This window comes from [Chlorobium] sp. 445 (assembly GCA_002763895.1).
Lineage (GTDB): Bacteria > Bacteroidota > Chlorobiia > Chlorobiales > Thermochlorobacteraceae > Thermochlorobacter.
This window is the reverse complement of sequence record NSLH01000012.1, coordinates 63,355-78,981: the sequence shown is the minus strand read 5'-3', so window position 1 is coordinate 78,981 and position 15,627 is coordinate 63,355. Positions and strand designations below refer to the sequence as shown.

The following is a 15,627-nucleotide window of genomic DNA, read 5'->3' as shown; positions in this document are numbered from 1 at the left end:
ACGCAGTTGCTGCAAAGTGAGACGACTGATCTAATGCACTTAGAGCAACTGCTCGCTTACTCAAAAGAGCTCTACTACGAAGACCCACAGTTAGCAGTGGTGTTAGGAAAAGATATTTACAAGCGTGCAAAGAAAATCCAGTATGAAGATGGCATGCAGCGTGCACTCACGACATTTGGCATTGGCATGGTATTTTTGGGCGACCCTGTTTCGGGAATTCGTGCGCTGAGTGAAGTACTGAAACTGGCGGAAAAAACAGGTCACACAGCTCGCATAATAAATACACATAAATTTCTAGGTAATGTCTACCGTCGTATCGGGAATTACAAACTAGCGACTAAGCATTATCACCAAGGTATTCACTGCGTAAAAGATACACTGAAAGTCTTGACTGATTTCCCCCAAAACTCAGAACACAGTGAACTGTGTCATGCCCTAGCAGGCACACTGTTGGGATTGGCAAATATGCTGACCGATGAACTGGCTCAACCAGCTCATGCTCTACCATATCTGCAGGATGCACTTCAACTGGCGCAGAGCGCAAGAAATGAGGATCTTGAGGCTGTCATACTAAATGGTGTAGCGGGTGCATATTTGGCGATGGATAATTTGATGCTAGCCCTGCCTGTTCTGGAACGTAGCCAAAAAATACTGCAACGCTCTAGCTCTCACCGAAGTGCACTCATGCTGATCTCAAACGCCATCATGATTGGCAAAGCATTCCGAGAATTGGGAGAACACAAGCAAGCGGAAACCTATTTGCTTAATGCAGATAAGCAATGCCGCAATAACCTACTCTTCAGAGTTCAAGTGCGCAATCAACTAGGCAAAACCTATCTGAAAATGCGTCGTTTTGCTGACGCAGCAGTGCTGCTCGAAGAAAATTGCGAGACATGTAAAAATGGTCAGCTCAAAGCATATCAATCTGTGGGACTAGATGCACTGATTAGCGCTTACGAGGGCTTGGGAAAAAAAGACAAAGCCAATGCCTGGCGCCAGCAAAAAGAAAAACTAACACAAGAACTACTCAGTGAGGCAACTGAGACCAGTCTAAAAAACCTGCTGATCAATCTTGAACTGCGAAGGCTAAATGAGTATGAGAATTCCGAAGAGATGGTGTTTTCAGCAGGGCACCTGCGCAAAGCAGCAACAAAGAAATATGCTGCCGTTTCACATCCGAGAGAAACAGGGCAAAAAGTTAAAGCCATTCGCGTAGAGCTGTTTGGCAAGTTTATGCTGACTGTGAAAGGTAAGACTGTAACGTGCCCACGAAAGAAGGCTCGACAAGTCTTCAAGTATCTTCTAATCCACTATGGACATAGCGTGACACAAGATACACTGATCGATACGTTCTGGCAAGAAACGGATTTTCTGACAGCAAAGAAGGCACTCAAAAACACAGTGCTACAAATCCGTAATACACTCGACCCCGAGCGTACCGTAAACGGATACGTTGCCACGCGTGACAGTGCATACCATTTAGATTTTGGTGATGATGCCGACATAGACATGCTTAACTTCAAAGCACTGGTTGCACAATTACAGCAACTCAACGGCGATGAAAAATACGGTACGCTCAAGCAAGTTGCTGCACTTTACAAAGGCACCTTTCTAGCAGAAGATGTGCTTGAGGAGTGGACAAGCTACGAGCGCGAATCGCTCAAAGACCTCTATCTTTCCGTGCTAGCGCAACTGGCTCAACACGAACAGAGTGTGCAGAATACGCCTGCTGCGACTAGATGGGCAAGAAAAAATTTTGCAGACTGACTCGCTCTCCGAAATCGGTTATGAAATTCTCTTTACGCTCTACCAAAAACAAAACAACAAAGTTGCCATCAAAAAACTATATGCCGAGTGCGATGCAACCTTCCGAAGAGAATTAGACCTGCCGGTTCCAACACGGTTCGCCAAATTCCTGTCCTAAACTTTTTCTATCTCCTACCTTGCACGGAGACTTTTTGGAGACCTCCACTGCCTACCTTTGTCTGAAAGTTTCGGGAAGCGACATTAGAGAAGAGATACCATGCAGTATGAAAGCCTTTATCAACTTTTAACCAATCGCATCATCAGCGAAAAAAAGAATTTCAACAATCAAAAAAGGAAAGGTTTAAGGCTAAAACCTGTCAAGTCAAAAGGCAGCGCCGTGCAAACTACAAAAAAGCGTCGCCCAACTTGCAACGGCTCATGGAGTTAAGCACATTTTAATAAGAAGCATTTCTTTAACTAAAACGCAATGAACTTATGCTCAACTTCAAAGTGAATCACGATCCAGAAAAAGCATTGTCTAAAACAAAGAATATCCTTTCAGGAAAAGGACTGCTCGGTTGGTTCACCAAGCTCTTGATTGGCAAAGAGGACTTACACAAAATGAACATGGCTGTAGGTCAGGCACAACAGACAGTGAACAGTCTGAAAGAGTTAGAGCACATTCGCCAAGTGGGGGTGCAGGCTAAAGCCCATGTCATTGCAATTCAGGACACAGGAATGCTGCTGAACTATAATCCTGTTGTGCAACTGATGCTGGAAGTGCACCCTGCTGCAGGTGCACCCTACACGGTGGGTATCAGAACACCTGTGTCCAAAATTGCAATTCCACGCGTCGGCGATCAAGTTGTCATCAAATATGATCCAGCAGATCAAATGAAGGTAGCTTTGATATGATCTAGCAGATCAAATGAAAACAGCTTTAGTCCTAAACTGTACTTCTTGGTCTTTCTGCAAGGAAATCAGTTAAAGCGTATAACATTAACGGTGCACTGATAACTGATTTCCTTCATCTGTATGTCGGCTACATAATTGTTTGACTTCAGCAAAAAACGATTGGGCTATAGCAAAGAGAGAATCACGATAGGAAATCGCATATTTTTTTCCGAGCAAAGTTGTATTTTTGCAGTCCATTTTTTGGCAGTTTTGCTCCGCAGTCCAACGGCGTGTAGCGCAGCCCGGTAGCGCACCACTTTGGGGTAGTGGGGGTCGCAGGTTCAAATCCTGTCACGCCGACAACACCCTGCAAAATTTCATAGCATACATTTTAGCACTTCTACCACTCAAAATGGCGCACATCGAGCGTATCGCCGCGCCGCCGCAATTCCTGCAAGGCTTTAATGCCAAGTTCAAGATGCATCTTCGTGTATTGCGAAAACACATGGTTGGCTGACGACTTTGTCTTAATTCCCTCTTTCGTGAGCGGTAAATCACTGACCAGCATCAACGCCCCAATCGCAACCTTGACCGCAAAGCCAGTGATAAACAGCGTGGCACACTCCATATCAATTGCAATGGCGCGCTCCTGAATTAAGCCTTGCTTGAACTCATCATCAAATTCCCAAAAACGGTAGTCCGTCGTATGAATTACCCCCGTGCGGTAAGTATGACCATTCTCGACAAGCACTTGCGACAGAATTTTCTGAATGTTAAATGTAGGCAAAGCAGGCACATGTGCGGGCATATAATGCTGCGAGGCACCATCATCACGAATGGCGGCAATAGGTAAGATAAACTCACCGACTTTAAGGCGTTTGTTCAAGCCACCACACAATCCGAGCATAATCACGGCACGCGGCTTAGGCTTGCGAAATGAGAGCAAATCCATCACCAGTGCGGCAGTCGGACTGCCGATTTTGTAGTCAATCAGCGAGAGGTCTTCATCAGGCACATTCACCGTCTGAAAGCCTGAGCCACTGACTACCGATACACCAAAGCGCTCTGCAAATTCTGTGACATAGCGCGTAAAGTTGGTCAGCAAAATGTAGTTACCTAGTTCGCTGGCAGCACAGCCTGTGTAGCGCTCGAGCATATCCATGCCAATGACTTCTTTATGCACAGCTTTAGGCAGCGCATAGATATCTTGCGAGACTGAACGTTCTGTTTTCATAGATTGTGAAAGTTTTTTATTCATGCATGATTCTTTCTAACTTTAATTTCTCACGAATCCACTGAAAATAATGGAGCCAAAAGTAATTATCGGGAGAAATTCAGATGCCAGCAAAAGAGAAAAATACAACAGCGACGTTAGCTAGCGAGACGCAGGTGCAAGGAAGACTAGCCGGAAAAATTTGTCTAATCACAGGTGGCGCTGGCAACATTGGCGAAATAATCACCGCCAAATTTCTAGCCGAAGGCGCAACCTGCATCATTACGGGACGTAATCAGGAAAAGTTACAACAACTCAAAGCCAAACTGTTTAGTGCCGAGAAAAACGGGCGCTCAAAATCGCTGCATCTTTTAGCGTTCAATGCAGCAAATCCTGATGAAGTGCACGAAGCCATGCAGCAGGTAAAGCGCCAATTTGACAAACTCGATGTGCTAATCAACAACGCTGGTACTGCAGGTCCAAAACAAACGCTGGCAAATCTGCCATTCACACCAGCCGAACTTGAAGCCTTGCGTAATCAAGGCTTTATGGATACAGAAACCGTCTTTGATGCGGTCAATAACATCTTAGGCATTACTTGGCTAATGACACGTGCAGCGTTTGATATTCTATCGGTCGGTGCAAGTGTTGTCAATGTCTCCACAATTTTTTCTCGCACTGAATACTTCGGACGCGCTGCCTACAGTGTACCAAAGTCGGCACTTAATGCACTCACCAAACACCTTGCCAAAGAACTCGGGCTTTCACGCAAAGGCATTCGGCTCAATATGGTCTATCCCGGTCCAATCGACACGGATAGAATTCGCACTGTGTTCAACGCAATGGATAGACTCAAAGGACAGAAAGAAGGGGCAACACAAGAGCACTTCTTCGGTAAGATGATTTTGCAGCGTGAAAATGCTGGTGTGATGACCAAGATATTCCCAAAAGCTGAAGATGTCGCCAATACCCTTCTCTTTCTTGCCAGTGATGAATCTAAAGCGTTTGCTGGACATGCTTTTGAGGTAACAAACGGCATGCAAGTGCCAGAAGAAAGTCGCACTACGCTAACCAGTCGACCGCGCTTGCGCATTGCAGATGGTACAGGTAAGAAAACACTGCTCATTGCAGGCGATCAGATTGATGATGCAATTGGTTATGCAAAACGGCTCTTGGAGGCGAAGTCCAGCGTAGTAATAGCATTTCAGCATCCGGTATATTATGAACGTGCAAAGTCAGACTATCCGCAGTTTGACATTCGACATTTCAATGCCTTAGATGCAGAGAGTCGACACACCTTTTTTGCTTCACTGCTCAAGGATGCGCCAATCGATAATGTGATTGTGCTGCCGCGCTGCGAGAAGAATTTCCAGAATGCGTATTTGTTGGACACAAGCGATGAACTTGCGCAAAAATTCTTAGATCAAGAAATCGTAGGTACGCTGGCTATAGCATCATCACTTGCAAAGTTCTTTGTTGAGGAGCAAGATAAACTGCGTGAGGCGCCACGCGTGATTTTCATTTCTTCACCAGCCTATGGGCGCTCTGTCTATCACGACATTCTGCGTGCTGCCAATGAAGAACTCATTCGCATCTGGCGCGATGAATCCGAAGTGCTCAAAGCACAAGGCAAACAAAAAGTTTGAAGTCGTTGCTTACCAGCTGCTGCGCTTTACGCAAAAAGAGGAAAACAACTTCAATCTGACCGCAGGCTTTGCTTTGGAAATTCTTAACACGGCAAAGAAACTCGAGGAAATCAATCTCTACTTGCCAACTTACGTGGAGCAACCCTCACAGTCAGGCTTGATTGACTCGCTCTATGGCATGCACTTAGGTAAAGTGGCTGTCATTACAGGCGGCTCACAAGGTATCGGCGGAGAAATCGGTCGCATGCTTGCGCTGGCAGGTGCACGCGTGGTCTTAGCAGCGCGCCGAGAATCAGAATTGCAAGCCAAGCGTGAACAAATCGTGAAAGAGCTCATTCGCATTGGCTATTCATTGCCTGAAGAGCGTGTTGCGATTTTGCCCAATGTCGATGTCGCTGATGAAGCAGCGTTAGGACGGTTGGTAGAATTTGCAGTTCAACAATTTGGGCGCATTGATTACCTCATCAACAACGCTGGCATTGCAGGCGCAGAAACTATGGTCGTTGATATGCATCTTAAAGATTGGCGACACACCTTGAAGGCGAATCTCATCAGCAATTTTTCCTTGATGCGCAAAGTCTTACCAATGATGAAACGACAAGGCTATGGCTACATTCTTAATGTCAGTTCATACTTTGGTGGCGAAAAGTATGTAGCTGTGCCTTACCCAAACCGCGCCGATTATGCCGTCAGCAAAGCCGGACAGCGCGCACTTGCTGAGAGTTTTGCAAAGTTCTTAGGTCCCGAGCTTGTCATCAACGCTATTGCACCCGGTCCTGTCGAAGGCATTCGCTTAGCTGGTGAAGGCAATCGTCCGGGACTCTTTGAGCGCCGTAGCCGGCTCATTTTAGCAACCAAGCGCGTAAATGACCTTTACGCTGCAACCATTCAAGCGCTAAACGATGGTGCAAAAATCGAGGACTTGCTCGAGACTATGCAACACAACAGCGTCAGCGAATTGCTCGATGGCGCAACGGTGCATCAACGCCTGCAAATGCTCGCACAGCAGATTCGAAACACAGCCGATAGCCACAGCGCCTCCTACACACACTTGATGGATAAGGGCATTGCAGAAAAGTTCATTGAGCGACTCAAAACGGGCTGCTACCTTACCGACCGTGAGCTTGCGGCAAAGTTCCTGCGCGACTTGCCACTGCCTACTGAAGACTTTTTCAGCAAAGAGTTTCTGCTGCGTGAAGCCAAGAAAATTCACGATGGGATTCTAAGCATGCTCTATCTCAAACGCATGCCAACTGAAGAAGATGTGGCGTTAGCAACCGTGCATTACCTTGCAGCAGGTGGTGTCTCTGGTGAGACCTTCCACCCGTCTGGAGGCTTGCGCTTCGATCGCACCGTAACAGAAGGCGAACTCTTTGGCAAACCTAAACAAGAACGCCTTGCACAGTTTGAAGGTAAAACCATCTACATTTTCAGTGAGTATCTCTTCGAAGAAGCCTCGCGCTTGGTGCGTGCCTACATCGGTGAGTATAAGGTCAAGCAAGTGGTCTTAATGACAAAAAGCACCTACATTGCTGAGCAATTTCGCTTGCGCTTCCCTGAGTGGACAAAGTCAGGGCGGTTGCACGCGCGTGCCATTGGCATGCAGCTCGAAGATGCTATTGACAAAGCCGTTGCTGATTTTGGCAGACCTGACGCCGTGGTTTCTATGCCGTTCGAACCCATTCCCATCAAACCGCTCGTTGCCGATAAATCAGGCAATTGGGAAAATGTCTTCAACGAAGAAGATTTTGAGGAATTGATTGAAAACAATCTCACCTTTCATTTTCGTATTGCGCACAAGTGCTCACTGCTCGGTGAAATGCAAATTGTACTGGTGACACCTAAGACATCACAGCGTTCAACCGATGAAGAATTTGCACTGGCAAACTTTATCAAAACCACACTGCACAGTCTGACAGCGACACTCGGTGTGGAGAACGAACGATTTATTCATCACTCGGCGGTCAATCAAGTTGATCTCACACGGCGTGCAAAGTCAGAAAAACCGCAAACTGAAAGTGAGATTGAAGAAGAACTTGAACGGTTCGTGACAGCCTGTCTGCTGACAACAGCACCGCTGCCTGTGCCAGAAGAATCGCGCTATCGGTCAAGAATTTATCGTGGCAATGCTATTACTGTGTAGGGGTACAAAAAATGATTGTCTCAAAACCATCCAAGGGCACACCTTGGTTGCTCTTTTTTTCTGCATTTCTTTCAGGCGCAAATTTTGCCTTGATAATCGCTGAACTGCAGCGTGTCGAGCAAAGTGGCTACTTCCTGTTGCAAGGCGCAGCAGGAGTGTTCTTCGGGCTACTTGCACTTTGGCAAGTCAAAGAATTGCGCAGCGCACTCAATCCACCGAATACGAATGGCACATACTATGGCAACAATTAAAAACCCTTTTGAATCATCAACGCCTGCACCAGCAAGCGCAACCTCATACAAAAACGAGATAGAGCGATACGCCAAAGGACCAAGCAAAATTGAAATGGCAATTGAACGGCTCTCTGAAGCTAAACTCAAATGGAAGCCCAATCCAAAAAAATGGTCAATTCGCGAAATCGTCTGTCATCTTGCAGATTCGGAGATTGTGGGCGTGGCGCGCATGCACCAAATTGTCTCAGCGTCAAAAGATGCCCCACCAACCCTTGTCACCTACGACCAAGATGCACTAGCAGAGCGATATACCTACAACAGCAATGACGAACAAACTGCTCTGCAAGTCTTCAAAACCGTGCGCAAACATGCAACCGCTTTGCTGAAATCTTTACCAAGTGAGGCGTTCGAGAAGACGGGCGTGCATCCTAAGCTCGGAAAAATGACGCTGACGGAACTCGTAAAGCTTTATGCTGACCATGTGGAGACGCATCTCAAACAAATTGAAGCGCTCAAAGAGCAATTGCAAAGCGATGAGCGCTGATGGAAAAGCATCTTACTGAATCATTGCCATAAATTCATCTTCGTTAAGAACCTTGACCCCAAGTGCAAGCGCTTTGTCAAGTTTTGAGCCCGCCTCACTGCCGGCTACAACATAATCCGTCTGCTTACTTACCGAGCTTGAGACCTTTCCACCGCGCGTGAGCACAAGTTCTTTTGCTTCATCGCGTTTGAGTTTTGAGAGTGTGCCAGTGAAGACAAAAGTCTTGCCTTTAATGCGTTCATTTTGAATGATTTGGCTTGGGGCACTCTGAAGCGTAACACCAGCGCGTGCAAGTTTCTCAATGAGCGTGGCAGTGCGCGGTTTGCGAAAGAAAGTATAAATGCTTTCTGCAATCACACTGCCGACATCTTCTGTAGACTGCAGTTCTTCAAGAGACGCCTGTTGCAGAGCATGGATAGATGGAAAGCGTGCGGCAAGTGCGCGTGCTGTGGCAAGTCCAACATGTCGAATACCCAAGCCAAAGATGAGACGGTCAAAACTGCGCGACTTGCTTTTTTCAATGGCATCCAGAAGATTTTGCGCAGACTTCTCAGCAAAGCGTTCAAGTTTCAGCAGTGCGGATTTTTCCAGCGAGTATAGGTCGCCAACATCTTCGATCAAGCCTGCTGTGAGCAATTGCCGCACGACCGCTTCACCTAAGTTTTCAATATCCATGGCATTGCGTGAGGCATAGTGCAAAATTCGACCACGAATTTGCGCAGGACAATGCTCTTCGTTTGGACAATATAGCCCAACTTCATTAGCGGGCTGAACAAGTTCAGTGCCACATTCAGGACAGTGCGTAGGAGCAAGAATAGGAACTGCATCTGCAGCACGTTTTTCAGGCAGAGCGCGTACGACCTTTGGAATCACATCACCGGATTTTTCAAGCACAACGCTATCACCAAGATGCAAGTCCAAGCGTTTGATTTCATCGAGGTTGTGTAAGGTCGAGCGAGAAATTGTAGAGCCTGCAAGTTTGATTGGTTGCAATTCAGCGACGGGAGTAATGGCGCCAGTTCTGCCAACTTGAAAAGTAACACCTAACAACTTTGTTTCAGCTTGGCGTGCAGAGAATTTGTAAGCAATTGCCCAGCGTGGTGACTTCATGGTCTCGCCAAGAATGGCGCGTTGACGCATGTCATTGAGTTTGAGTACGGCGCCATCGATTTCAAACGGTAATGTATCGCGTTTTTCTTCCCACTCTTCAAGAAAGGCTTGAATGTCGGCAAGCGATTGGCACAGGTGTGCACCGTAGCCAAGGTAAAAACCAAGGGCTTTGAGCAAGTCGAGCCGTTCAAGGTGCGTGAGGCTATCAGCAAGTGCCTCACTATCGAGTTGATAGGCAATGAAGGTGAGAGGGCGTTTAGCTACTTCACGGCTATCTTGCTGCTTCAATGTGCCTGCAGTCGCATTGCGTGGATTAGCAAAGAGCGGTTCATCAGCTTCGGCACGCAGAGCATTGAGTTTTTCAAAATCTTGTTTGAGCATCAAAACTTCGCCGCGCACTTCAAGTTCGCTCGAGAGCAAATCCAGCATAAGTGCAGAAAACGATGCTGAACGCAAACGCAAAGGAATGGTGCGAATGGTTTTAAGATTAGCTGTAATGTCATCGCCTGTAATGCCATCGCCACGTGTAGCACCTTGCACAAAGAGCCCGTTGCGATAGATTAAGCTGACTGCAACCCCATCGTATTTGAGTTCTGCTGCCATCTCAAACTTTGCGATCCCCTCCTGTGCTAAACTTTTCTCTACGCGCTCATAGAACTCTCGCAGTTCTTGCAGAGAGTAGGTGTTCGAGAGCGAGAGCATGCGCCGCTGATGCGTAACGATGGGAAACGCTTTGGTGATGCTGCCACCGACGCGCTGCGAGGGACTGTCAGGTGTGACAAGGTCGGGAAAGTCGCGCTCGAGTGCAAGCAGGCGCGACATCAATTGGTCGAATTCAAAATCAGAAATAAGTGGCGAAGCAAGCACATAATAGTGGTAGTTGTGCCGCTCAATTTCAGCGCGCAGTGCTTGAAGTTCTTTTTCTGCTTCGGCTTTAGTCATAATCTGACGCAAGTGCATTGAAATCAGAAAGAGCACAAAGATAGAAGAGACAAGAAAAACATCACATACAACCGTGGGAGTTGTAGTGCTACCCTGCGTCAGTGCTTCTGCCTTACTTGGGCGGGTGCAAATCGGAGGCGCCCTCATAGAGTGCGCGCGGTCGAATCAGGCGGTTGTCTGCGTGCTGTTCCGTAATGTGTGCAACAAGCCCAGCGATGCGTGAGCAGAAAAAGATCGGCGTATAGAGGTCAATCGGAATGCCAAGCAAATAAAACATCAGTCCGATGGGATAATCTGCATTAGGATAAATGCCTTTTTCGCGCGCCATGACTTTTTCAATCGTTTGGTGGATTTTGTAGAGTTCTTCACCGTCTTTGTGCCGACCGACAAGTTTAGGCACATAGTCGCGAAGCAGCAGCGCGCGCGGATCATACTTTTTCATGTAGACGCGATGCCCGAAGCCCATGATTTTGTCTTTGCGCGCCAGTTTAGCCATAATGATTTCTTCAGCTTTGGCAGAGCCGCCGTTTTCCAAAACCTCGAGTATCATGTGCACACAGGCTTCGTTAGCGCCGCCGTGAAGTGGACCTTTGAGTGAAGCAACGGCGCCAACAATCGCGCCATACATATCCGAAAGCGTCGAGGCAATCACACGCGCCGTGAAAGTGGAGTTAGGAAGTTCGTGGTCAATGTAGCAGGTGAGAATTAGGTCAAACATTTTGGCTGTCTCGGCATCAGGCTTCGTGCCTTGAATCATGTAGAGGAAGTTTTCAGAAAACGACAACGAGACATCAGGTTTGACAATAGGCAAATCTCGATTCGCACGATAAGCATTGACCATAATCGTTGGAGCTTTTGCAAGGATAGAAACCCCCTTCTGAATGTTTGCGGCTTTGGAGTTGTCGTTGAGTAGCGCATGATCTTCGTAGCCGGAAAGAATGGATAGTCCAGTGCGCAGCAAATCCATTGCATCCATGCCTTTAGGTAAGGCTTTGAAGAGCTCATACATTTCATCGGGAATGTGCATTTTATAGCGCATGCTTTCAGCAAAGGCACTGGCTTCACTAGCACTCGGTAAATGCTCATAAATAAGCAAATGCGCCACATCGAGGTACGATACCGATTGTGCTAGCTCAATGAGATCGTAGCCACGAATAATAATTTTTTCTTTGACGACATCCAGTGCGGAGACTTTGGTTTTTACCGCAGGGACATTTTCCAAGCCGGGGACAAATTGCTCACTCATACAAGTTCAGGTTTTTAGTTGTTGATAGACTTCTAATCAAAGCTGTACTTGCCAATGCAAAAGCTAATTGACAATTTCTACACAAACCAAATCGTGATACACTTTAACGTTGGGGTAAGTATTCTGGCAATGCAAAGTCTAAGTGACTGCGAACTGGACGGCATCTACCTGTAGAGTGCAACGACTGTCCAAATGCAGGTCGCTGAGGAGAACTCTGCCTGATGCTATCCGTCTAATGTTAGCGATGCGTTACTGCCGATTTACCAGCGCGCTATCCGCCGATTCGTAGTCATGGTAGCGAATGAGCGCGTAGAGGTCTTTGCGCGTCTGCATGCTCTCTAACCATTTTTCTTGTGTTCCCTGTTCCAAAAGTTCCGTAAAGACGCCTTCGATTGCTTTCATGGCAACGCGCAGGGCAGTTACAGGATAGATCACGATTTTATAGCCCCAGTCTTCGAACTGCTGCGCAGTAAAGTAAGGTGTTTTACCAAACTCGGTCATATTAGCAAGCAGTGGCGCGTGAATTTCTTTTGCAGCAAGTTTGAATTCATCTTCACTTTGCAAGGCTTCGGGGAAGATGATGTCTGCACCAGCTTCCACATAAAGGTTTGCGCGACGAATCATTTCGCTCATGCCAGCAATGGCTTTAGCGTCGGTGCGTGCGACAATAAGCATCTCTTTGCGAACAGATTTTGCTGCACGAATTTTCTCCATCATCTCCTCGGCACGAATGATTTCCTTGCCGTCTAAATGACCGCACTTTTTCGGCATCACTTGGTCTTCGATTTGCACCGCGGCAGCCCCAGCATCTTCAAGTTCTCTGACTGTGCGCATCACATTGAGTGCTTCACCAAAGCCAGTATCCACATCGACAATAAGTGGAAGGTCAGTGGCGCGGGTAATCGGGCGCACAGCGTCTGCAAGTTCTGACAAAGTAAAAAGCCCTAAGTCAGGCAATCCCATGGAGGCTGAGAACGCTGCCCCAGAAAAATATGCGGCGTCAAAACCAACTTTCTGCGCACAAAGTCCGACCAAAGCGTTGAAAACACCTGGGGCTTTAATAATGCCGCCTTGCTGCAAGCGCGCACTAAGACGGGCACCAGCAGAAAGAGATGAAAACTCACGAACAAGCCAAGTCATACACAACAAAGAGTGATATGGTAAAATAGCGTGCCAAGACATTTAGAAAGTTTGGCACATCCGAGCAATGAATCAAACTCAAATGCGAATTGCCTCGACAACCTCTGAGACCGTGTGTTTTTCATAATTGAAGACCATGTCGACAACGCGCTGACGTTGTGCTGGCGTCCAGCAATACTCTGTGTTGGACGTAAGTTTTTCGACCACTTCATCGTCCGTCATGGGATTTTGTGCATGCCCGCGTGGAAAACTTACTTCCAAAGAGAGTGTCTGACCTGCGTCTGTCGTTACAGTAATGCGGTTCGGAATACCGAAAGGATATCCTTCCGTAAGTTTCGGGTCTTCAGCAAGCGTAACATTTTCCTTGAGCATCTTGCGCGTAGTTGGGTCAAAGATGCGCTCATGTGAGAACGACTCTTTCGTAATCTTGCCATCCATTAGCGCCACAAGTGTGATGTATTGAATGGAATGGTCTGCGGTTTCACGTGTTTTCGGCTCCCACTTTTCAGGGTCTTTGGCGATAATTTCGTAAGAGGCTTTGAAGGTGTCGATGTGCAAGGATTTAAGTTTTGCGCCATTCATTTGCTTGTGCAATTTCAGAGCGGCATCGACAGCACTTTGCGCATGGTATTCGACGGGCCAGAATTTGATGTAAGTATCCATGATGCGACGAGGTGGCTCACCTTTTTGCATGCCTGCAAGAAATTTGTCATCGAACTTTTCGCCATTGAGCAATTGACGAAAGAAGCCCATTTCCCCATCGAAAGGTTGATAAGGTCCTGTTACGCCTTTTGCGGCAAGCAGGGCACCGAAGACGCCATTGCGTGCTGAGTTTGCAGCAGCAGCACCTTTCCACATAGAAAGTTCACCTGCACGCGTCTGACGCATTGAAGCATGTGGCACAATGGCAATAGAGATAGCATGCTCAATGGCTTCGCCTTTCAAGCCTAAGAGTTTGGCTGCGCCACACGCTGTGCCAATAGCAATGTAATTGACATGATCCCAGCGGTTCTTGCGCAAGCTTGCAGCATCGCAGAGGTTTATTGGAATTTCATAAGCAATTGCGAGTGCTGTGATAAGGTCGGTTGTTGAGTTGCCGTTCCACTCAGCCAGAGCCATGAGCGCCCCAATCATATCCGACGGGTGTAGCGGCTCTTTGGAAAGATAGGTGTCGTTAAAATCAAGGTAGCGCACACCAACGCCATTGACGAAACCAGCGATTTCAGGTGGGGTTTTGGTTGCTGTGCCCCAAAGTGTCCCACCACGCTGTCCAGGCGCAAGAGCAAAATCATAGGCATAATTGCGCACCGCTTTCGGCGTATCCTCGCCCATTGCACTCATGGCTGTGCCAAAACTATCAAGAATGCGCCGCTTGACTTCATGAATAGTCTCTTTCGGAAGTTTCTCGTAAGTGATGGCATCGGTGTAGGAGGCAAAAAGTTTGCTATAATGGTCTGACATAGATTTTTTTGCTAAAAGGGTTATGAAGCAGTACCAGTAAAAATAAAAAACTTTGCACGAAAAATTCGGGGCAAAACTGCAAGCGTTGATGTCCAAGAAAAACGCAGTGCAACAGTGTCAGGTCAGGACGATATAAAAGCTATGATTTTGCTTCACCCCAGACATCTTCTTCGTCATCATGATCGTGCTGATGCTCATGCGTTGAGTCTGCCACCGTATCTTTTGATTGAGGTTTTGCAAAGTGCTCAAAGCCAGAGTATTGCGAGAGATCTTCTTCGTAGCCATACATATCGCGCAGTTTGACTCCAAACGCCTTAGGCTGCACACGACCAATAACACTAATATCTTTTACGCTTTCAATTTTAGGAAAATCGCTTGGGCGAATTGTAAAGCAGAGTTCATAGTCTTCGCCGCCGAAGAGCGCATAAGTCAAAGCGTCATCTTCAAATTCGCTGGCAATCTCACGCACTTCTGAAAGAATCGGAATGCGATTTTCTTCAAGTAGGGCGCCAGTGCCAGAGGCTTGACAAATATGCTTAATTTCAGAGCCTAAGCCATCGGAGATATCAATCATGGCAGTAGGGACAAGATGCTTTTCGGCAAAGAGTTTGATGATATCGAGCCGTGCTTTTGGTAGAAGATGTTTCTCAATAGCGCTTTGATACTCGGAGAAATCTGGTTTGTAGCTATCGCGGTCCATATCGGGATTTTCAGCAAAAAGCTCAAGCATCAATTGTCGCTCGCGCATCAAGACTTTGAGACCAGCGTAAGAGCGACCGACATCACCGGTGACGCAAATCAAGTCACCGACAGCTGCTCCACTGCGATAAACCAGATGTTCGGCTTCCACTTCGCCGACAACGGTTACTGAAATCACCAATCCAGCGGTTGAGGCAGAGGTATCGCCGCCGACAATCGCAATACGGTATTGTTCAGCAGCTTTCTTGATGCCCGAGTAGAGTGACGTCATCATCTCGACAGAAATTTTTTCGGAAAGCGCAACGGAGACGGTGGCATAAAGTGGACGCGCATTCATGGCGCAGATGTCAGAGACATTGACACTGATAGCTTTTGCACCCAAGTGTTCAAGCGGTGTGGTGAGCAGATCAAAATGAATATGCTCTAAAAGCAAATCGGTAGAGAGGACTTGATATTTACCGTTTTGTAAATCAATTACGGCGCAATCATCACCAATACCTTTTTTGAGTGTGGCAAGCTGTTGCTCGGTGGGCTGAACGATTTGATAGAGCTTGTCAATTAAGCCAAACTCACCGATTTCGGAAACGCGTGTAAATGACATTGCGCAAGG

At 47.1% G+C, this 15,627-nt stretch carries 10 protein-coding genes, 1 tRNA gene and 1 pseudogene; 6 read left to right on the top strand and 6 right to left on the bottom strand.

Going from position 1 to position 15,627, the window contains the following annotated elements:
* Positions 1-33 precede the first annotated feature (33 nt).
* The 3 genes from CMR00_06730 (at position 34) to CMR00_06720 (ending at position 3,003) form a co-directional block, all read left to right on the top strand.
* On the top strand, positions 34-1,767 hold the full coding sequence (locus CMR00_06730) for a hypothetical protein (protein PIO48147.1): 1,734 nt from the start codon (positions 34-36) through the stop codon (positions 1,765-1,767).
* 474 nt (positions 1,768-2,241) lie between these two features.
* Positions 2,242-2,661 carry a hypothetical protein gene (locus tag CMR00_06725; protein ID PIO48146.1) on the top strand — a complete coding sequence of 140 codons (420 nt, stop codon included), beginning with the start codon at positions 2,242-2,244 and terminating at the stop codon, positions 2,659-2,661.
* Positions 2,662-2,926: 265 nt separating this feature from the next.
* Positions 2,927-3,003 (top strand) — tRNA-Pro (locus CMR00_06720).
* Positions 3,004-3,040: 37 nt separating this feature from the next.
* On the opposite strand, the gene CMR00_06715 is transcribed toward CMR00_06720, so the two are convergent.
* Positions 3,041-3,874: an AMP nucleosidase gene (locus CMR00_06715; protein PIO48155.1), complete on the bottom strand. Its 834-nt coding sequence runs from the start codon at positions 3,872-3,874 to the stop codon at positions 3,041-3,043.
* A gap of 104 nt (positions 3,875-3,978) precedes the next feature.
* On the opposite strand from CMR00_06715, the pseudogene CMR00_06710 reads away from it, so the two are divergent.
* The 3 genes and pseudogenes from CMR00_06710 to CMR00_06700 all read left to right on the top strand — a co-directional run bounded on the left by CMR00_06710 (position 3,979) and on the right by CMR00_06700 (position 8,419).
* A pseudogene (locus CMR00_06710) lies at positions 3,979-7,642 on the top strand (short-chain dehydrogenase).
* A gap of 11 nt (positions 7,643-7,653) precedes the next feature.
* Positions 7,654-7,893 (top strand): hypothetical protein, encoded by a 240-nt coding sequence (locus CMR00_06705; protein ID PIO48145.1) that lies wholly within the window; start codon positions 7,654-7,656, stop codon positions 7,891-7,893.
* Positions 7,868-8,419, top strand: a complete 552-nt coding sequence (locus CMR00_06700) for a hypothetical protein (protein PIO48144.1) — start codon at positions 7,868-7,870, stop codon at positions 8,417-8,419. The genes CMR00_06705 and CMR00_06700 overlap by 26 nt, the downstream gene beginning before the upstream one ends.
* Positions 8,420-8,431: 12 nt before the next feature.
* Here the strand turns inward: CMR00_06700 and CMR00_06695 are convergent, their stop codons facing one another.
* The 5 genes from CMR00_06695 to thiL all read right to left on the bottom strand — a co-directional run bounded on the left by CMR00_06695 (position 8,432) and on the right by thiL (position 15,618).
* A complete protein-coding gene (locus CMR00_06695) occupies positions 8,432-10,471 on the bottom strand; it encodes a DNA ligase (NAD(+)) LigA (protein PIO48154.1) in 2,040 nt (679 codons plus the stop codon).
* Positions 10,472-10,583: 112 nt separating this feature from the next.
* Positions 10,584-11,717 (bottom strand): citrate synthase 3, encoded by a 1,134-nt coding sequence (locus tag CMR00_06690; protein ID PIO48143.1) that lies wholly within the window; start codon positions 11,715-11,717, stop codon positions 10,584-10,586.
* Between the two features lie 249 nt (positions 11,718-11,966).
* Entirely contained in the window at positions 11,967-12,857 is an 891-nt protein-coding gene (gene prpB, locus CMR00_06685; GenBank protein PIO48142.1) for a methylisocitrate lyase, read from the bottom strand.
* 78 nt (positions 12,858-12,935) lie between these two features.
* The gene (locus CMR00_06680) at positions 12,936-14,318 is read right to left on the bottom strand and encodes a propanediol utilization protein (protein ID PIO48141.1); all 1,383 of its coding nucleotides are present in this window, start codon (positions 14,316-14,318) and stop codon (positions 12,936-12,938) included.
* 139 nt (positions 14,319-14,457) lie between these two features.
* Positions 14,458-15,618, bottom strand: coding sequence for a thiamine-phosphate kinase (gene thiL, locus CMR00_06675; protein ID PIO48140.1), 1,161 nt, complete (start codon positions 15,616-15,618; stop codon positions 14,458-14,460).
* Between the last annotated feature and the right edge of the window lie 9 nt (positions 15,619-15,627).